The sequence below is a fragment of the Brevundimonas sp. TWP1-3 genome, assembly GCF_049896085.1.
GTDB lineage: Bacteria > Pseudomonadota > Alphaproteobacteria > Caulobacterales > Caulobacteraceae > Brevundimonas.
The window spans coordinates 850,993-867,493 of record NZ_JAFCTP010000001.1 but is presented as its reverse complement, the minus strand read 5'-3'; the positions used below and the strand labels follow the sequence as shown (position 1 = coordinate 867,493).

Genomic DNA, 16,501 nt, shown 5'->3' with positions numbered 1-16,501 from the left:
AGCGCAAACGCAAAAAAAGATACGCCGCCCAAGGACACCCCCGGCGGCGAAGAGCGGCGACATATACGGAAGGGTGTCCGAGAGTCAACGCCGAACCCGGCGGAAATTCAGCCCCGGACGGATTATCCCCCGCCGTTATGACCCATACGGCCTCAATCCCAGACTCAGTCCAGGGCGCAGATGTCGGGCAGGCCGCGCAAGGCGCCAGCGTGGTCCAGGCCGTAGCCGACCAGGAAGCGGTTCGGCGCCTCCCAGCCGACGAAGTCCGGCTCGGGCGCACGCGGAGCGGGCCAGGGCTTTCTGGCGAAGACGCAGGTCAGGACCTCAGACGCGCCGGCCTCGCGCGCGATGCGGACCGCCTCGGCCAGCGACAGGCCGGTGTCGAACACATCGTCCAGGATCAGGACGCGACGCCCGGCGATCGGGCGCTGGAACGGGGCATAGACGTCGATGCGGCCACGGCTGGTCTGTTCGTCGCCGTAGGAGGCCAGCCACAGGGCGTCGAAGCGGACGTTGCGGCCGACGCGGGACAGGGCGCGGGTCAGGTCGGCGGCGAACCACAGGCCGCCGGTCAGCAGTACGGCGGCGACGGTGTCGTCGTCGATCACGGGGGCGATGCGCTGGGCCAGGTCGGCGACGATGCGCGCCACCTCGGCCTCGGGCAAAAGAACGGTCGGCGTCGGGGAGGGATCAGCCATGATGCGAGGGCGATACCGCCTCACCCTGCCCCTTGTCCACCGCCCCCACGGGTCGCGCGTCGATCGGCGCGGCCGTGTTCGGGGCCTCGGCGCCGGGCGCCGTGGCCGAACGCAGCCCCTGGGCCGTCGCCGGCTGTGCTGCGGCAGGGGCGTGGTCGGAGTTCGGTTCGGCCCCATGCGCCGCAGCCTTCCTGTCGTCATCGTGCCCGGCGGTCGGCTTGGTTGGCGTCGGGCTCATCGGGGCGAAGTCGACGCCGATGCCGGCGCCGTGACCGCCTGGATCGGGGATCAGGGCGGCGAATCCCTGGACCTTGCCCGGCAGGACGGGCGCCGCGTCGATTTCGACGATCTTGAAGCCCACCTCCGCTCCGTTGGCGTCCACCAGGGCGACGCGGACGGGCGGCGACACGATCTCGACGTCGCGCACGTTGCGAAGGGCGCCGGACACCACGACCATGCCGGGATGGCCCGGCGCGGCCTTGGCGGTCAGGGCCTCGAAGTCCAGCCCGACCGGGTTCACCGTCGCGCCAAAGAATTTGTAGGCCGAGGCCGCCTTGGGGAAGGCCTGGACGATCTCGACCCGGAACAGGAAGGCCGCCACGATCAGGCCGATGAAGACGCTGGCCAGACCGGCCCAGACGACGCCCTGGGCGGCGGCGCGACGCAGCTTCTTCTGGCGGTCGGCGCGGGCGCGGAAGGCGCGGGGTAGTTCGGGCGCCGGCGTCTCGGCCAGGCTGGCGGCGGTCGGCGCGGGTTCCGGTTCGGGCGCGGTTTTTGGGGTGGAGGCGGCGGCGACCACGGGCTCGGGCGTCAGGGTCAGTTCCAGCGGCTCGTCGGGCGTCGCGCGCCACACTTCGCCGCACGACTGGCACCGCACCTTGCGGCCGTTCGTACCGACCGCGTCGTCGGGAATGAAATAGCTGGTGGCGCAGGCGGGGCAGGTCAGTATCATGTGGCTGACTGCGAGGCTGTCGCCCCCTCCCGTAAGGCGCGACGCCGCGCCCTGTTCCTGAAACACATACCATGCCGTCCTCGCCCGCCGATTCCGCTCCCGTGTCCGAGACCGCCCGCCTGTCGGGGGTGGGTTTCGGCTATGCAGGCGCGCCCGACGTGCTGAGCGACATTAACCTCATTCTGCCGCGCGGCTCTTTCCACTTCCTTACCGGGCCGTCCGGGGCTGGAAAGTCTTCGCTGCTGCGCCTGCTGACGCTGGCGGACCGACCCCGAACGGGCAGCATCCGCCTGTTTGGATCGGATGTCACGCGCATCGACCGCCGCGACATTCCCGCCTTTCGACGGCGCATGGGGGTGGTGTTCCAGGACTTTCGCCTGCTGGATCACCTGTCCGCCTTCGACAATGTCGCCCTGCCCTTGCGCCTGGCGGGCGGATCCGAGGCCGACTATGCCGCCGATGTGCAGGAGATGCTGAAATGGGTCGGCCTGGGCCGCCGGATGGACGCCCGCCCCCCGGCCCTGTCCGGCGGCGAGAAACAGCGGCTGGCCATCGCCCGCGCCGTCATCACCCGGCCCGGCCTGATCGTGGCGGACGAACCGACGGGCAGCGTGGACGCCGTCATGGCCGACAAGCTGCTGCGGCTGTTCCAGTCGCTGAACAAGCTGGGGGCCACGGTCCTGATCGCCAGCCATGACGACGCCCTGGCCCAGCGGTCGGGCGCGCGCGTCCTGCGGCTGGACGCCGGGCGTCTGAGCGAACCGTCGCGGGCCGCCGCATGATCCGCCTGTCCGACTTCAGCCTGTCCAGCCGCCGCCCCGGCCTGTTGCCGCCCGCCGCCGCCGGCGAGCCCTGGCTGATGACCGTCATCGCGGTCCTGTGTTTCCTGGCGTGCCTCGCCGCCGTCGCCGCATCGGCTGCGGATCGCGCCGCGCACGGCTGGGCCAGACAGTTGGGCGCCGAGGCTACGGTGCAGGTGCGCCCCAGCGTCGGTGAGACCGGCGACACCGCCGCCGCCCGCGCGGCCGAAACCCTGTCGAGCGTCGATGGGGTCGAGGAGGCCGCCGCCCTGAGCCGCAAGGCGGCCGAGGATCTGCTGCGGCCCTGGCTGGGCGACGCGGTCCTGCCCGATCTGCCCCTGCCCCATCTAGTGACCGTCAGGCTGAACGCCCAGGCGCCGGCCAGCGCCGTGACCCTAAGCCGCGCCCTGGCCGAGGCCGGGCTGGACGCGACGGTGGACGACCACAGCCTGTGGCGCGGCGAGGTCGAGCGGTCCGCCGCCCTGATCACGGCCCTGGCCGGCGCCGCCTTCCTGGCCATCGCCTTCGCCGCCGCCGCCGCCATCGCCTATGCGACCCGCGCGGGTCTGGCGGCCGGGCAGGGCGTGATCGAGACATTGAGCCTGAACGGGGCGACGGACGGGGCCATCGCCTGGCTGTTCCAGCGGCGATTCGGCCTGATGGCGGCGGGCGCGGGCGCGATAGGCGCCGGGCTGGCCGCGATCCTGCTGGCCTTCCTGAGGGTCCTGGGCGGATCGGACGGGCTGTCGGCGGCGTTGCCGATCACCTGGAGCGACCTTGCGCTGCTCTCGCCATGCCCGCTGCTCGCGGCTACGGTTGCGGTTCTCGCCGCGAGATTCGCCGCCATGCGAGTGCTGGCTTCGGGCAAGGATGGAGGAGACGCATGAGACTGTTGAGCGTCATCGCCATCGCGGCCCTGATCTGGCTGGTCGGCCTGTTCGCCTTTGCGCATCGGGTGCGCGAGCTGACGCCCGCCGACGATCCCGCGCGCGCCGACGCCATCGTCGCCCTGACCGGCCCCTCGTCCGAACGGGTCAATACCGCCATCCGCCTGCTGGAACAGGGCAAGGGCGAGCGGGTGCTGATCTCGGGCGTCAACCGCGAGGTCCGCCGTCAGGAACTGCGTGAGCTGACGCCCGGCTCCAGCCGTCTGTTCAACTGCTGCGTCGATCTGGGCTTCGAGGCCGAGGACACCGTCGGCAACGCCCAGGAGATCGCCGCCTGGACCCGCGCCAAGGGCTATCGCAGCCTGATCGTGGTCACCTCCGACTATCACATGCCGCGTTCGCTGGTCGAAATCCGGGGCCAGCTGCCGGGCGTGACGCTGACGCCCTACGCCATCTCCACCCCGTCGCTGGACAATGTCCGCTGGTGGCGAGCGGCGGTGACGGCGCGGCGCATGACGCTGGAATATATGAAATACCTCGCTGTCCTGGGCCGCGAGGGCGTGCGTCGCATCACCCGCGACCGTCCCGCCGCCCAGACGCCAAGCACAGACCCGTCTCCTGACGAAAAGGCCCCTGCCTAAGTGAACACCCTGCGTTCCCTGCTCTTCACCGCCTGGCTCTATCTGTCGATGCCGATCATCGCCATCGGCCTGTCGCCGGCCCTCCTGGGTCCGCATCGCTATGCCCAGGGGGTGTGCCGGTTGTGGGCCAAGATCGTCCTGTTCGGCCTGCGCTGGATCGCCGGGGTCAAGGTCGAGGTGCGGGGACTGGAGCACGCCCCGTCCGGCGCGGCCCTGATCGCATCGAAACACCAGGGTATGCTGGACATCGTGGCCCTGCTGGCCGTGCTGCCGGACGCCTGTTTCATCATGAAGAAGGAGCTGATGCCCCTGCCCTTCTTCGGCTGGTTCGCCTGGAAGGCCAAGATGATCGCCGTGGACCGCGCCGGTCACGCCAAGGCGCTGAAGGACATGACCCGTCAGGCGCACGATCGCCTGGCCGAAAGCCGCCAGATCGTCATCTTCCCCGAGGGCACCCGCAACGATCCGGGCGTGCCCGGAGACTACAAGCCCGGCGTCGCCGCCATCTATCGCGATCTGCAAGGGCCCTGCTGGCCGGTCGCCACCAACTCCGGCGTCCATTGGCCGCCGCACGGCTTCCGGCGCTATCCGGGCAAGGTCGTGTTCGAATTCCTTGAGCCCATCCCCGCCGGGCTGAAGCGCGGCGCCATGATGGCGTTGCTGGAAAGTCGCATCGAGACGGCTTCGTTGGCACTGCTGGAGCCAAAAGCCTAGCTCAGGCGTATGAGGGCTTCCGATTTCGTCCTTTTAGGAAACCTCCCCGTATGTTCCTGCGTACCTTCGCCCTGACGACCGCCGCTGCCTGCGCCTTCGCCGGCTCCGCCTTCGCCCAGTCGCAACCCTATGAGCAGCTTCGTCCTGCGCCCCAGGGCTGGACTGTCGATCTCGGTGTCGGCGCCCTCTACAGCAAGGACAGCGGCGGCGACACGGGATCCCAGACCACGGTCGTGCCGTGGGTGTCGGCCAACTATCGCGACGTCGTCTATGTGAACGCCATCGACGGCCTCGGCTGGAATGCGATCAAGACCGACGACTTCCGCGCCGGCCTGCAACTGCGCCCGCGCTTCTCGCCTGAAGACATCGAGGGCCTGGACCTGGATCGTCCTGATTTCGGCGCCGATCTCGCCGCCTATGCCTACAAGCGTCTGCCCGGCAACATCGTGGTCGGCGGCCGGGTCAGCCGCGACGTGACCGACGTCAGCGAAGGCACCGAATACTACGCCTCGGTCGGCCATCAGCGCGTCACGCCGGTCGGTCTGCTGAACGCCTCGGTCTATGCCCGCGGCGGCGACGCCAAGCTGGCGGACGCCTATTATGGCGTCAGCACCGCCGAGGCCGTGCGCAACGGCATCGACGCCTATTCGCCGGGCAGCGGCCTGCAAGGCGCGGGCGCCAGTCTGGTGCTCCTGGTTCCGATCGGCGACAAATGGGGCGCGGGCGCTCTGGTCAACTATGAACGCCGTCTGGGCGACGTCGCCGACAGCCCCCTGTCCCAGGAAGACGACACGATCCGCACGGGCGTCTTCTTCGCCCGCCGCTTCGGCGGCTGATGACAGAACGGCGGCCGTGGATGCGGCCGCCGTCCCTTGCTTCGATCAGGTCGCCGCGAACTCGCTCAGCGCATCGATCACGGCGCGGTTCTGGTCTTCGGTGCCGATGGTGATGCGCAGGGCCTGGGGCAGGCCGTAGCCGCCGACCGGGCGCACGATGATGCCCTTGGTGTTGAGGTATTCGTTGGCGGCGGCGGCGCGTTCGGGCCCGTCGAACAGCACCAGCACGAAGTTGCCGGCGCTGGGCAGTACCTCAAGGCCGAAGCCGCGCAGGGCCTGAGTCAAACGCGGCTTCCAGTTCGAGACCAAGTCGCGCGACGCCGTCTGGTGCGCCTCGTCGAACAGGGCGGCGGTGGCGGCGTCCACGCCCGGAACCGAGACGTTGAACGGCAGGCGGATGCGGTCGATCGCCTCGGCGATCTTCAGCGGCGCATAGCCGAAGCCGATGCGCAAACCGCCCAGGCCGTGGATCTTGGAGAAGGTGCGGGTGACGACGATGTTCTCGGCGTCCTTGGCCAGCGGGAAGGCGGTCTCCCAGTCGGCCTCGGTCACATATTCCGCATAGGCCTCGTCCACGACCAGGATGATGTGGGCCGGCAGGGCGGCGTGCAGACGGCGGATTTCCTCGCCCGTATTGTAGCTGCCGGTCGGGTTTGACGGGTTGGAGACATAGACGATCTTGGTCCGGTCATCGACCTGGGCCAGCAGCGCATCGACCTCGGCCTTGAAGTTCGGCTCGGGCGCCAGCTTGACCTGGGCCTCGCAGCCTAGGGCGCTGATACGGTAGGCGAGGAAGCCGTACTGGCCGCAGACGATGTTGTCGCCGGCCGTCAGATAGGTCTGGTTCAGCAGGGCGAAAACCTCGTCCGAGCCGTTGCCGAAGATCAGCCGTTCGGCCTCCAGCCCATGGATCTCGGCTGCGGCGTCGCGCAGCTTGGTCGCGCGGCCGTCGGGATAGATGTGGATGTTCTTGATCGCGGCCTCATAGGCGGCGCGCGCCTTCTCGCCCGCGCCCAGCATGTTCTCGTTCGAGGACAGCTTCATCGGCTCGGCGACGCCGGCGATGGACGACTTGCCGCCGACATAGGGGGCGATGTCGAGGATGCCGGGCTTGGGGGCGGGCGCGTCGGTCATGGGAAACCTTGAACTAATAGATGGGGGCGGCGCCGATGACGCCGTTCAGGCGGCCGGGCGCGGTCTTCAGCCGCCCGTCCTCGGCCTGCACATAGCCCGTCAGCACGAACAGCTTCAAGCCGCCCGCCGCCGCCAGCGGATCGGCGACCAGTCCGGCCTCGCCCAGGGCCTCGACGATCTTGGTCTCGGACCAGCCGCTGTCGGTGACCCAGAAGCTGCGGTCGTCGCCGGTCGGGCCGGAGGTTTCCCTGGACACCACGAAGGCCTGGGGCCGGCCGCGTCGGTCGTCGGGCAGGGCGGCGACGATCTTCAGTTCGGGCCGCGCCAGCAGTCGCCCCCACCAGGGCCGGTCGGGCGTCAGATCGATCACGGCGCGCGCCCCGGCCTCGACCGCCTTCAACGCATCGTCGGCCGACATGGGGCGCGATCCCAGGCCGTAGCGATCAACCGCCAGAGCCTGGGCCAGGCCGCCGCAGACGACCAGGGCCGGGCCGGTCGCCACCTCCAGCCGGCCCCACACCGCCTTGACCGCCGTGGCCTCTGCGGGCGATGCGCCATCCAGCAACTGACGCAGGGCGATGGCCGAGGCGTCGGCCCGGTCGCGTGGCCCCGCCGCAACCCGCGCTCGCACCGCCTGGACCAGGGTGCGGTCCAGCGCCAACAAGGCTTCGTTTGTCTCGGGTTCGTCCAGCAAGGCCATCAGAACAGCTTGGGCGCCGGGGCCAGGGGGAAGGGGCCGAGCCAGGTGCGACCGTCGCGGAACACCAGCGTCAGGGGCAGTTGCTCCTGACCCGTCGCTTCGGCGGTGCCCGCCGCAGCCGCAGCCCCGGCCGCGCCGATCCGGTTGACCGGCCCCTGTCGCGTCGCCATCAGGCCGGCAAGCGCGGGCAGAGGTTTCTGCGCCTGCAGTTCGACCTGGCCTGTCAGCCGTCCGTTCGCATCGGCTCTCAACACGTCGCTGCTGAGGGTCGCGCGGCTGTCGCCCGCCTGCAGGTCGCCGCGCACATTGCGGAACGTCCCGCCCGCCTTCGTCCAGGCCGAGAAGACCCCGGCCGCGTCGCCGCCCGTCTTCAACAGGCTGGCCTGGCCGATCACGGCCTCAAGCTGGGTGGTCAGGCGGCCGTCCTGGGCGAAGCCTTCGACGGGGCCGTCCGCCCGCCCCTGCCCGTCCACCAGGCGGAACATGACATCGACGTCGTCGGTCGGCGTGGTCGAGCCTTCCAGATGCGGTCGGGCGTACAGCTCGATCCGCGCGGCGCGGGCGATGGGGAAGGGTTCGGCGCCGGTCTGGGTCGTGAAGACCGGATTGACCATCTCCAGCGCCAGATTGGGCCAGCGCTGGTCGATGCCGCTGGCGCTCATTCGGATGGCGTCGCCCTTGACCGCGACCTCGCCCTTGCCGGCGCGGGTCAGCATCAGCCCCTGCGGCGCCACGACCACCCATTTGGTGGGCTGATAGGCGTTGGCCTCGGCGTTCAGTTCGGCCGCATTGATGGCGTGACCCGAGGGCGTCTGCACAACCAACTGGGTCAGGCCGACACGGGCGCGGAAGGGCCAGCCGGTGATCGTCTTGCCCGCGAAACGCACGTCCCACCCGTCCTGACGCAGGGTCTGGACCTGGGCCTCAAGTCGCGTGTCGATCTGGCGCGTCAGAAAGACCCACCAGCCGGTCCAGGCCGCCAGGGCGATCAGCACGAGGATGAAGGGCGCATAGAGGCCCTTGCGGCTGGGTCGCTTGGTGGTGTCGGTCATGCGCGATCCTATAGCGCGCCATTTCAAGCCGTTCTAGGCGGTGAGGTCGGCCAGAACGGCGTCGGTCGCTCGCAGCGCCTCGTCCGGCGCGACGCCCAGCAACAGCCCGCGCTGGCCCCCATTGATCAGCACCCGATCGAACAGGATGGCCGTCTCGTCCATGGCGGTCGGCACGGTCTTCTTCTGGCCGAAGGGACTGACCCCGCCGACCTTGTAACCGGTCAGCCGTTCGGCGTCGGCGGGCTTCATCATCTGGGCCGACTTGGCCCCCAGCACGGCCGCCAGCTTCTTCATGCTGACCTCGCAGTCGGAGGGCACGATGACGCAGGCGGGCGCGCCGTCCACCAGGACCATCAGGGTCTTGAACACCTGCTCGGGCGCAATGCCCAGGGCCTCGGCCGCCTGCAACCCCACGCGCGGCGCATCGGGGTCGTAGTCGTAGGGGAACAGGTCGAAGGCGACGCCCGCCTTGGTCAGGGCGACGGTCGCGGGCGTGGTCTTCGACATCTCAGGTCGTCTCGGGGTTCAGGAAGCTGCGGGTCAGTTCCACCGCATCGGCCAGGCCCATGCGTTGGACCTCGGTGCCCGGCGGCAGGCTGGCGAACAGGCGTGTCGGCGTGGCGGCGTCCAGCATCAGGAAGACCCCCTTGTCATCGCCGCGCCGGATCAGCCGGCCGAAGGCCTGGGCGATGCGGGCGCGGGCCAGGGCGTCGTCATAGCCCTTGCCCCCCAGCCGCTCGCGCCGCGCCTTGTGCAGCAGGTCCGGGCGCGGCCAGGGTACGCGGTCGAAGGCCAGCACCCGCAGGGACCGGCCCGGCACGTCCACCCCGTCGCGCACCGCGTCGGTGCCCAGCAGGCATGAGTTCTCCTCGACCCGGAACATGTCCACCAGGGCCCCGACCTCCAGCGGATCGACGTGCTGGGCATACAGAGGCACGCCGGATTTCGCCAGGTCCGGACCCAGCCGTTCATAGACCGCTTTCAGCCGGCGGATGGCGGTGAACAGACCCAGCCCCCCGCCCCCGGCCGCCAGAAACAGTTCGCGCATCGCCGCCGCCGTCTGGCGCGGGTCGTCCTTGACCAGGTCGTTGACGACGATGACCCGGCTGTTGGCCGCATAGTCGAACGGGCTTTCGACCTTCAGGGTGCGCGGCGGATCGATCAGACGGGCCGATCCGGTCCGCATCCGCGCCAGGTCGAACGGGTCCTCCTGCATCGGATCGGACAGGGTCGCCGAGGTCACCAGCACCCCGTGCGACGGCACGATCACGGCGGCCTCAAGCGGCACGGTCGGGTCGATCCAGTGGCGACGCAGGGCCACGTCGTGGATGCGGCCGAACGCCGTCTCGGCCGACAGCCAGTCGACGAAGTCGGGATCGGGCTGATCGCCCCCATCCTCCAGCGCCGCCAGCATGGACCGCCAGCCCGGCAGGGTCATGCGCGCGCGCCGGTCCAGACCGCGCAGCGCCCCCTCGATCCGTGACCGTTGCGAGCCGTCCAGCTCGGCCGCCTCGTCATCCAGAATGTCCTCCAGATGGCGCGACAGGGCCAACAGCGGCGCCTCCAGCGCGGCCAGGGCCTGGGCCGCCGCGCGGGCGGTCTCGGCCACCGGATCGGTCACAGGCTTCAGCGCGCACTCCATGCCGAACTCGGGGCCGCCGTAGGTATTGGTCTCGGCCGTGCGGGCCCGAAGTTGGTCCAGCGCAGCAGCGAGGAAGGCCTCGATTGGGCCGATGGGATTGACCTCTCCCGAGGCCGGGGCCACGCGGCCCGATACGCCTTCGCCCGGAAGCGCGGCCGAGGCGCGGATGGCGTCCTGAAGCGCCTTCAGCGCCGCCTCATTGTCCCCGACCATGTCGCCCAGCCGCTGTTCCAGCCCGCGCCCGCGACGCCCCCGCCCCTCCGGCCCCCGGATCCAGCGGCGCAGCTCGGCCGCCTCCTGGCCCGACAGACAGGCGGAAAAGGCGCTGTCGGCGGCGTCGAACAGATGGTGGCCCTCGTCGAAGACGATGCGTTTCAGCGCCGCCGTCTCGCCGTCCTGTTTCTGGCCCCGCGCCGACCGCGCCCCGTCGAACGCCGCCTGGGTCAGGACCAGGGCGTGGTTGGCGATGACCAGGTCCGCACGGCGGCTGGCGCGAATGGTCTTTTCGACGAAACAGCTGCGATAGTGGGGACAGGCGGCGTGGACGCATTCGCCCCGCCGATCCACCAGATTCGCCGCCCCCGCCGCATGGGCCGCCGGCATGGCGAACAGGCCGGGCAGCCAGCCGGGAAAGTCCCCGCCGGTCATGTCGCCGTCGCGCGTATGCAGGGCCCATCGCCCGGCCAGCGCCAGGCCGATCAGGTCGCCGTTCCCCAGTTGGGCCGCCTGGACCATGTCCTGCAGGTTCAGGACGCACAGGTAGTTCTCGCGCCCTTTTCGGATCACCGCCTTCTTCTTGCGCTCGGCCGGATCGGGCCACAGCGAATGGCTCTCGCGGTCGATCTGACGTTGCAGGGCGCGGGTATAGGTCGATATCCAGGCCGCCCCCTGGTTCCGCTCGGCCCACAGGGAGGCGGGCGCCAGATAGCCCAGAGTCTTGCCCGTGCCGGTCCCCGCCTCGGCCAGCAGCACGCGGGGCCGCCCTTCTTCATTGCGCGGCGAAAAGGCGAAGGCGGCCTCGGCGGCGTAGTCCGACTGGGTCGGGCGGGTCTCGTCCAAGCCCGAGGCCTGAAGCAGTTTCTCCAGCCGGATGCGCGCGCTCTCGGAATCGACCGGGGCCGACCCCGCCTCGCCGCGCGGCGCCTCGTCCTCCCACTCTGTCAGGCGCGACCAGACGTCCAGCCCCGACCCACGATGCTGGCGCGCCCGCACGCCGCCCGCCTCCAACGCCTGAACGACGCGCTCGCCCCAGGCCCAGCCGGCCCGCTGCATCGTCAGCGCCAGGACATAGGCGGCCTCACGCTCGGGATAGGCCGGCTCGGCCAGTTCGCGCAGCAACAGCCCCGCCGCCTCGCGCAGGGCCGCCGCCTGCGCCTCGGCCGACTTGGGCTCGGCCATCCCCAACGACAGAGCCAGGCCCGTGGGCGACGGCGCGCAGAACCGCGCCGGCCGCACGAAGGCGTACAGCTCCAGCACATCCATCAGCTCGGGCGACCTCGGCGGCGGCGTCAGACCCAGCCGCCGCGCCGTCAGCGAGGCATGGGCCACCATGACCGGCCCGGCGCTGAAGAACCCCTCGGCCGCCCCCCGCCCGATCTTCCTCGCACCCGCCTCGTCGCACACCGCCCCTGCTCCGGGCGGCGTGGCGAGCGCCGGGGGCAACTCTGCCCACGGCTCGGCGCCGGTCAGGCGGGTTTCAGCGATGACGGATTCGTCGGACACGACCGATAGATAGCGACCTCGCGGCTGAAACGGAACGGGAACATCTGGTTTCGACCGCCACACAGTTATATATGTCGATTGAACAAGGAGATCGCCGTGAACAAACCGATTGATCCCACGGACTGGCTGGTCGCCATGGCCGCCAAGATCGAGGTCGAAGGCCCGCAGACGGTGGAGGTCGCCGGGCACGGCCGCGTGACCTTGATCGCCGAGGCGGAATTCCGGCGATTGAACGAACGCAAGCCCACCTTCAAGGAGTGGCTGCTGACCGGTCCCCGGCTTGACGACGTCGAGATTGAGCGCGATCCGCGACCCAGCCGAGACTTCTCTTTTTGAAGTATCTGCTCGACACCAATGCGATCAGCGAAACGCTAAAGTCCCGACCCAATGAGGGCTTTCTCGATTGGCTGGATACGGTCGTCTCGCTGCCGGAAGAACTCGACGACACCTTATACATCAGCGTCCTGTCTCTGGGGGAGATGCGGCGTGGCGCAATGAAGCTGGCGCCCGGTCCGAGACGCGAGGTGATCGAACGAAGGATCGCGGAGATGGTCGACGACTACAGTGACCGGCTTCTCGCCGTGGATCTCGCAGTCGCAGAACAGTGGGCCATACTGGCCGAGCGCTACAAAGTAAGTGGGATTAGCGTGGGGCTGATCGACGAATTGATCGCGGCGACCGCGCTCGCCAACGATCTGACCCTGGTCACACGCAACATTCGCCATTTTGAACACAGCGGTTGTCGTCTGCTCTCGCCGTGGAGCGTGTGACGACCCTTCCCCCTCTTTTCGCCGACTGGTTCGCGTCGCGCGGCTGGTCTCCTCGGCGGCATCAGCTGGAGATGATCGCGGCGGGTGAAGCGGGCAGGCACGCCTTGCTGGTCGCGCCGACCGGCGGGGGCAAGACGCTGGCGGGGTTTTTGCCCAGTCTGATCGAACTGGCGGAGCGTGGACCCAGGCCGGCGACCGGGCCGGGGTCGGGGGTGCATACCCTGTATCTGTCGCCGTTGAAGGCCCTGACCACCGATGTCGAGCGCAATCTGATGACCCCGATCCGGGAGATCGGGCTGAACATCTATGTCGAGACGCGGACGGGCGACACGAAGCAATCCAAGCGCCAGCGTCAGCGCGACTTTCCGCCCGACATCCTGCTGACCACGCCCGAGCAGTTGGCCCTGTTCTGCGCCTGGGAGGGGGCAAGGGGCTATTTCGCCGATCTGAAATGCGTGGTGCTGGACGAGGTGCATGCGATCTGGAGCGGCAAGCGAGGCGACCTGCTGTCGCTGGGGCTGGGGCGGTTGCAGAGCTTTTCGCCGGGGATGCGGCGGGTGGGGCTGAGCGCGACCATCGAAGATCCGGACCTGATCCGGGGGTGGCTGGCGCCGCGACTTCCTTCTCCCCTTGAGGGAGAACGAAGCTCGCGGAGCGAGACGGATGAGGGGTTGCTCCGCGGCCAAACCTCATCAGTTTCTGAGGCCGAACCGACCCCTCATCCGAGCCCTTCGGGCCCCCCTTCTCCCGCAAGGGGAGAAGGGGTGATCTTGGTCGGCGGCGATCCCGGCGCGCCCGCCGCGATCGACGTCCTGATCTCCGAGGGCAAGGTGCCTTGGGCGGGCCACACGGGCCAGCACGCCATCCCGGAAGTCTACGCCGCCATCCAGCGTTCGACCCTGGCGCTGATCTTCGTCAACACCCGCTGGCAGTCGGAGTTCGTGTTCCAGCAGCTCTGGGCGATCAACGACGAGAACCTGCCCATCGGCCTGCACCACGGCTCGTTGGCAGCCGAACAGCGGCGCAAGATCGAGGCGGCGATGGCGCGGGGCGACTTGCGAGCCGTGGTCTGCACCTCGACGCTGGATCTCGGCATCGACTGGGGCGACGTGGACCTGGTCATCCAGATGGCGGCGCCGAAAGGATCGAGCCGCCTGGTCCAGCGGATCGGCCGCGCCAATCACCGGCTGGACGAGCCCTCGCGCGCCCTTCTGGTGCCCGCCAGCCGGTTCGAGATGCTGGAATGCCAGGCGGCGCGCGAGGCGGTGGCCGACAACGCCTTCGACTGGGAGCCGATTCACATCGGCACCCTGGACACCCTGGCCCAGCATATCATGGGCGTCGCCTGTTCCGGGGCCTTTGACATGCAGGCCCTGTATGACGAGATCGTCGGCTGCGGCCCCTATCGCGACCTGACGTGGGAGCAGTTCGAGGAGGTGGTCGATTTCGTCGCCACCGGCGGATACGCCCTGCGCACCTACGACCGGTTCGCGCGGATCGTGCGCACGCAAGACGGCCGCTGGAAAGTCCGCAACCAGCACATCGCCCAGCGCCACCGCATGAACGTCGGGGCCATCGTCTCGGCCGGCACCCTGAACGTGCGTGTCGCCAGCCGCCGGGGCGGGGCGTCGCGCCAGCTGATCGGCGGGCGCAAGGTGGGCGAGGCCGAAGAGTGGTATTTCGAACAGCTGACGCCCGGCGACACCTTTCTGTTCGCCGGCCAGGTCTGGGCGTTCCAGGGCATCACGGGGACTGACGCCCTGGTCACCCACGCCAACGACAAGGATCCCAAGATCCCGTCCTGGGGCGGGTCGAAGTTCCCGCTGTCGACGTCGCTGGCCGACCGGGTGCGGACGATGATCCACGACCGCGACCACTGGCGCGTCCTGCCGCCCGACGTGCAGGAATGGCTGGAGCTTCAGGAGACCCGTTCGGTCATTCCCAATGCAGAATCCATGCTGGTCGAGACCTTCCCGCGCGGCAGTCGGCATTTCCTGGTCGCCTATCCGTTCGAGGGCAATCTGGCCCACACCACCCTGTGCATGCTGCTGACGCGGCGGCTGGACCGGATGGGCGTCGGGCCTCTGGGATTCGTCGTCACCGACTATTCGCTGGCCATCTGGTCGATCAAGCCGATGGACGGGATCGACCTGGACGCCCTGTTCCAGTCCGACATGCTGGGCGACGATCTGGAGGCCTGGCTGGAGGAAAGCTTCATGATGAAGCGGTCCTTCCGCAATTGCGCCCTGATCTCGGGCTTGATCGAACGCCGCCAGCCGGGCGCCGAGAAGACCGGCCGCCAGGTGACCTTTTCCACCGACCTGATCTACGACGTGCTGCGCCGCCACCAACCCGACCATCTGCTGCTCAAGACCGCCCGCGCCGACGCCGCCTCGGGCCTGCTCGACGTGGCGCGGCTGGGCCAGATGCTGACGCGGATCGAGGGCCGGATCCGGCATCAGCCCCTGACGCGGCCCTCGCCATTCTGCGTGCCGGTGCTGGTCCAGATCGGGCGCGAGCGCGTGGGCGGGGACGCCGCCGAGATGATCCTGGACGAGAGCGCCGAACTGCTGATCGCAGAGGTCATGGACGACGCCGAACCCGGCGAGGCCGCATGAACGCCGCCTTGCGCCAGACCCTTTCACCCGCCCGCAAGACCTGCGGTTCACTGAGCGTGCGGATCGCGGGCGAGGCCTGCGTGCTGCGCTGTTCCGGGGCGATGTGGGTTCCGGCCTACGGCGCCCTGATCGTCGCGGATCTGCATCTGGAAAAGGGGTCCGCCTTCGCCGTGCGCGGCCAGCTGCTGCCGCCCTATGACAGCCGCGCCACGCTGGACAGGCTGGAGGCCGAGATCGCCGAACTGGACCCGGCCATGGTCGTGTTGTTGGGCGACAGTTTCCATGACACGAAGGCCATTTCCCGTATGGCCGCCGACGACCGCGCGCGGCTGGACAGGCTGGCGGCGGGGCGCGACTGGCTGTGGCTGGAGGGCAATCATGACCGCGAGGCGCTCGCTCGGGATGCAGACACAGCGGCCCGCCTGCCCGGTCGGGTCATCGGCGACATGGCCCTGGGCCCGCTTCGCCTGACGCATGAGCCGGAACCGCTGACCGCCGACGACGACCGGCGCGGGGAGGTCGCGGGACACCTGCATCCCGCCGCGCGCGTCGCCGCCTATGGACGCGGCGTGCGGCGGCCGTGTTTCGTCACGGACGGATCGCGCATCGTCCTTCCGGCCTTCGGCGCCTTCACCGGCGGATTGAACGCGCGCGATCCGGCCATCGCCGATCTGTTCGCCGCCCCGCCCCTGGCCGCCGCCTTGGGACGGGACCGGGTCCACGCCCTGGCCTGGGACGTGCTGCGATAGGGCGTTCGTAAACCGTTCAGCACGTCGCTTCACCGCATCTTGGCGGACGGCGATGCAGGATGACGGTGGATCAGTTTTACGGACGCCCGCCTCATGCTCACGCCCCGCCGCATCGTCATGGCCGCCCGCCTCGGCTTCGCCATGGCGGCCCTAGGCATGGCCGTCCTGATGCTGGGACCGTTCCAGGGGCTGGAGCAGGTCTTCGGCCTGAATGACAAGGCCGCCCACGTCATCGCCTTCTACGCCGTGGCCAGCGGCCTGTTCCTGATCGCACCCAGCCAGCGCCGCGACGACCTGGCACTCTATGTCATCGCCGCCGCCTTCGGCGTCGAACTGCTGCAGGCCCTGACTGGCCGCAGCGTCTCCATCATCGACTTTCTAGCCGGCGCCGCCGGTGTCACGGCCGCCTGGGCGCCTGGGCGTATCGAACAGCTGCGCCAGTCGTTCCGCCGCCATCCCGACCTGACCCTGACCGAAATCGACCGTCTGGACCGCCGCCTGCGCCGCCGCCGCGCCTCGACAGGCCCGTCCCCCGTGAACGCCGTCCAGCGCCTTTAGGGCTCCAGCTCGATGTCCCAGTAGAGGA

General features: G+C 69.5%; 17 protein-coding genes. 10 read left to right on the top strand and 7 right to left on the bottom strand.

Features of this window, described 5'->3' with window-relative positions; genetic code table 11:
- Positions 1–164: 164 nt before the first annotated feature.
- Entirely contained in the window at positions 165–698 is a 534-nt protein-coding gene (locus ACP693_RS04360; RefSeq protein ID WP_135193880.1) for a phosphoribosyltransferase, read from the bottom strand.
- Positions 691–1,650 (bottom strand): MJ0042-type zinc finger domain-containing protein, encoded by a 960-nt coding sequence (locus ACP693_RS04355; protein WP_426050113.1) that lies wholly within the window; start codon positions 1,648–1,650, stop codon positions 691–693. Before ACP693_RS04355 ends, ACP693_RS04360 begins: the two co-directional genes overlap by 8 nt.
- A gap of 71 nt (positions 1,651–1,721) precedes the next feature.
- Here ACP693_RS04355 and ACP693_RS04350 point away from each other — a divergent pair, with 71 nt between their 5' ends.
- Genes ACP693_RS04350 through ACP693_RS04330 form a run of 5 tightly spaced genes read left to right on the top strand, consistent with a single transcriptional unit; the run spans position 1,722 to position 5,528 of the window.
- Positions 1,722–2,432 (top strand): cell division ATP-binding protein FtsE, encoded by a 711-nt coding sequence (locus ACP693_RS04350; RefSeq protein WP_426018687.1) that lies wholly within the window; start codon positions 1,722–1,724, stop codon positions 2,430–2,432.
- Complete coding sequence (locus ACP693_RS04345; protein ID WP_426018689.1) at positions 2,429–3,337, top strand: cell division protein FtsX; 909 nt, start codon at positions 2,429–2,431, stop codon at positions 3,335–3,337. Before ACP693_RS04350 ends, ACP693_RS04345 begins: the two co-directional genes overlap by 4 nt.
- Positions 3,334–3,978: a YdcF family protein gene (locus tag ACP693_RS04340; protein ID WP_426018691.1), complete on the top strand. Its 645-nt coding sequence runs from the start codon at positions 3,334–3,336 to the stop codon at positions 3,976–3,978. The genes ACP693_RS04345 and ACP693_RS04340 overlap by 4 nt, the downstream gene beginning before the upstream one ends.
- Positions 3,979–4,692, top strand: a complete 714-nt coding sequence (locus ACP693_RS04335) for a lysophospholipid acyltransferase family protein (RefSeq protein WP_426018692.1) — start codon at positions 3,979–3,981, stop codon at positions 4,690–4,692. It abuts the gene before it with no gap.
- A gap of 50 nt (positions 4,693–4,742) precedes the next feature.
- The gene (locus ACP693_RS04330) at positions 4,743–5,528 is read left to right on the top strand and encodes a MipA/OmpV family protein (RefSeq protein WP_426018694.1); all 786 of its coding nucleotides are present in this window, start codon (positions 4,743–4,745) and stop codon (positions 5,526–5,528) included.
- Between the two features lie 45 nt (positions 5,529–5,573).
- Here ACP693_RS04330 and hisC read toward each other — a convergent pair whose 3' ends face one another.
- Genes hisC through ACP693_RS04305 form a run of 5 tightly spaced genes read right to left on the bottom strand, consistent with a single transcriptional unit; the run spans position 5,574 to position 11,778 of the window.
- Positions 5,574–6,662, bottom strand: coding sequence for a histidinol-phosphate transaminase (gene hisC / locus ACP693_RS04325; protein WP_426018695.1), 1,089 nt, complete (start codon positions 6,660–6,662; stop codon positions 5,574–5,576).
- A gap of 13 nt (positions 6,663–6,675) precedes the next feature.
- Positions 6,676–7,362, bottom strand: a complete 687-nt coding sequence (locus ACP693_RS04320) for a hypothetical protein (RefSeq protein WP_426018697.1) — start codon at positions 7,360–7,362, stop codon at positions 6,676–6,678.
- A complete protein-coding gene (locus ACP693_RS04315; RefSeq protein WP_426018698.1) occupies positions 7,362–8,414 on the bottom strand; it encodes a DUF2125 domain-containing protein in 1,053 nt (350 codons plus the stop codon). The genes ACP693_RS04320 and ACP693_RS04315 overlap by 1 nt, the downstream gene beginning before the upstream one ends.
- Before the next feature lie 33 nt (positions 8,415–8,447).
- Positions 8,448–8,921 carry a Cys-tRNA(Pro) deacylase gene (gene ybaK, locus ACP693_RS04310; protein WP_426018700.1) on the bottom strand — a complete coding sequence of 158 codons (474 nt, stop codon included), beginning with the start codon at positions 8,919–8,921 and terminating at the stop codon, positions 8,448–8,450.
- 1 nt (position 8,922) lies between these two features.
- Positions 8,923–11,778, bottom strand: coding sequence for an ATP-dependent DNA helicase (locus ACP693_RS04305; RefSeq protein ID WP_426018702.1), 2,856 nt, complete (start codon positions 11,776–11,778; stop codon positions 8,923–8,925).
- Between the two features lie 96 nt (positions 11,779–11,874).
- Between ACP693_RS04305 and ACP693_RS04300 the strand changes: the two genes are divergently transcribed.
- From ACP693_RS04300 to ACP693_RS04280, 5 genes are all read left to right on the top strand, one after another.
- Positions 11,875–12,114 (top strand): hypothetical protein, encoded by a 240-nt coding sequence (locus ACP693_RS04300; protein WP_426018704.1) that lies wholly within the window; start codon positions 11,875–11,877, stop codon positions 12,112–12,114.
- Complete coding sequence (locus ACP693_RS04295) at positions 12,111–12,548, top strand: type II toxin-antitoxin system VapC family toxin (protein ID WP_426018705.1); 438 nt, start codon at positions 12,111–12,113, stop codon at positions 12,546–12,548. Before ACP693_RS04300 ends, ACP693_RS04295 begins: the two co-directional genes overlap by 4 nt.
- Entirely contained in the window at positions 12,536–15,166 is a 2,631-nt protein-coding gene (locus ACP693_RS04290) for a ligase-associated DNA damage response DEXH box helicase (RefSeq protein ID WP_426019632.1), read from the top strand. Before ACP693_RS04295 ends, ACP693_RS04290 begins: the two co-directional genes overlap by 13 nt.
- Positions 15,163–15,915 carry a ligase-associated DNA damage response endonuclease PdeM gene (pdeM, locus tag ACP693_RS04285; RefSeq protein ID WP_426018708.1) on the top strand — a complete coding sequence of 251 codons (753 nt, stop codon included), beginning with the start codon at positions 15,163–15,165 and terminating at the stop codon, positions 15,913–15,915. The genes ACP693_RS04290 and pdeM overlap by 4 nt, the downstream gene beginning before the upstream one ends.
- A gap of 93 nt (positions 15,916–16,008) precedes the next feature.
- Positions 16,009–16,473 carry a hypothetical protein gene (locus ACP693_RS04280; RefSeq protein ID WP_426018709.1) on the top strand — a complete coding sequence of 155 codons (465 nt, stop codon included), beginning with the start codon at positions 16,009–16,011 and terminating at the stop codon, positions 16,471–16,473.
- Positions 16,474–16,501: the final 28 nt, after the last annotated feature.

Bases quoted from the DNA above. Each gene is read 5' to 3' on its own strand.
- ACP693_RS04360 (WP_135193880.1), bottom strand. From the start codon at position 698: ATGGCTGATCCCTCCCCGACGCCGACCGTTCTTTTGCCCGAGGCCGAG.
- ACP693_RS04355 (WP_426050113.1), bottom strand. From the start codon at position 1,650: ATGATACTGACCTGCCCCGCCTGCGCCACCAGCTATTTCATTCCCGAC.
- ACP693_RS04350 (WP_426018687.1), top strand. From the start codon at position 1,722: ATGCCGTCCTCGCCCGCCGATTCCGCTCCCGTGTCCGAGACCGCCCGC.
- ACP693_RS04345 (WP_426018689.1), top strand. From the start codon at position 2,429: ATGATCCGCCTGTCCGACTTCAGCCTGTCCAGCCGCCGCCCCGGCCTG.
- ACP693_RS04340 (WP_426018691.1), top strand. From the start codon at position 3,334: ATGAGACTGTTGAGCGTCATCGCCATCGCGGCCCTGATCTGGCTGGTC.
- ACP693_RS04330 (WP_426018694.1), top strand. From the start codon at position 4,743: ATGTTCCTGCGTACCTTCGCCCTGACGACCGCCGCTGCCTGCGCCTTC.
- hisC (WP_426018695.1), bottom strand. From the start codon at position 6,662: ATGACCGACGCGCCCGCCCCCAAGCCCGGCATCCTCGACATCGCCCCC.
- ACP693_RS04320 (WP_426018697.1), bottom strand. From the start codon at position 7,362: ATGGCCTTGCTGGACGAACCCGAGACAAACGAAGCCTTGTTGGCGCTG.
- ACP693_RS04315 (WP_426018698.1), bottom strand. From the start codon at position 8,414: ATGACCGACACCACCAAGCGACCCAGCCGCAAGGGCCTCTATGCGCCC.
- ybaK (WP_426018700.1), bottom strand. From the start codon at position 8,921: ATGTCGAAGACCACGCCCGCGACCGTCGCCCTGACCAAGGCGGGCGTC.
- pdeM (WP_426018708.1), top strand. From the start codon at position 15,163: ATGAACGCCGCCTTGCGCCAGACCCTTTCACCCGCCCGCAAGACCTGC.
- ACP693_RS04280 (WP_426018709.1), top strand. From the start codon at position 16,009: ATGCTCACGCCCCGCCGCATCGTCATGGCCGCCCGCCTCGGCTTCGCC.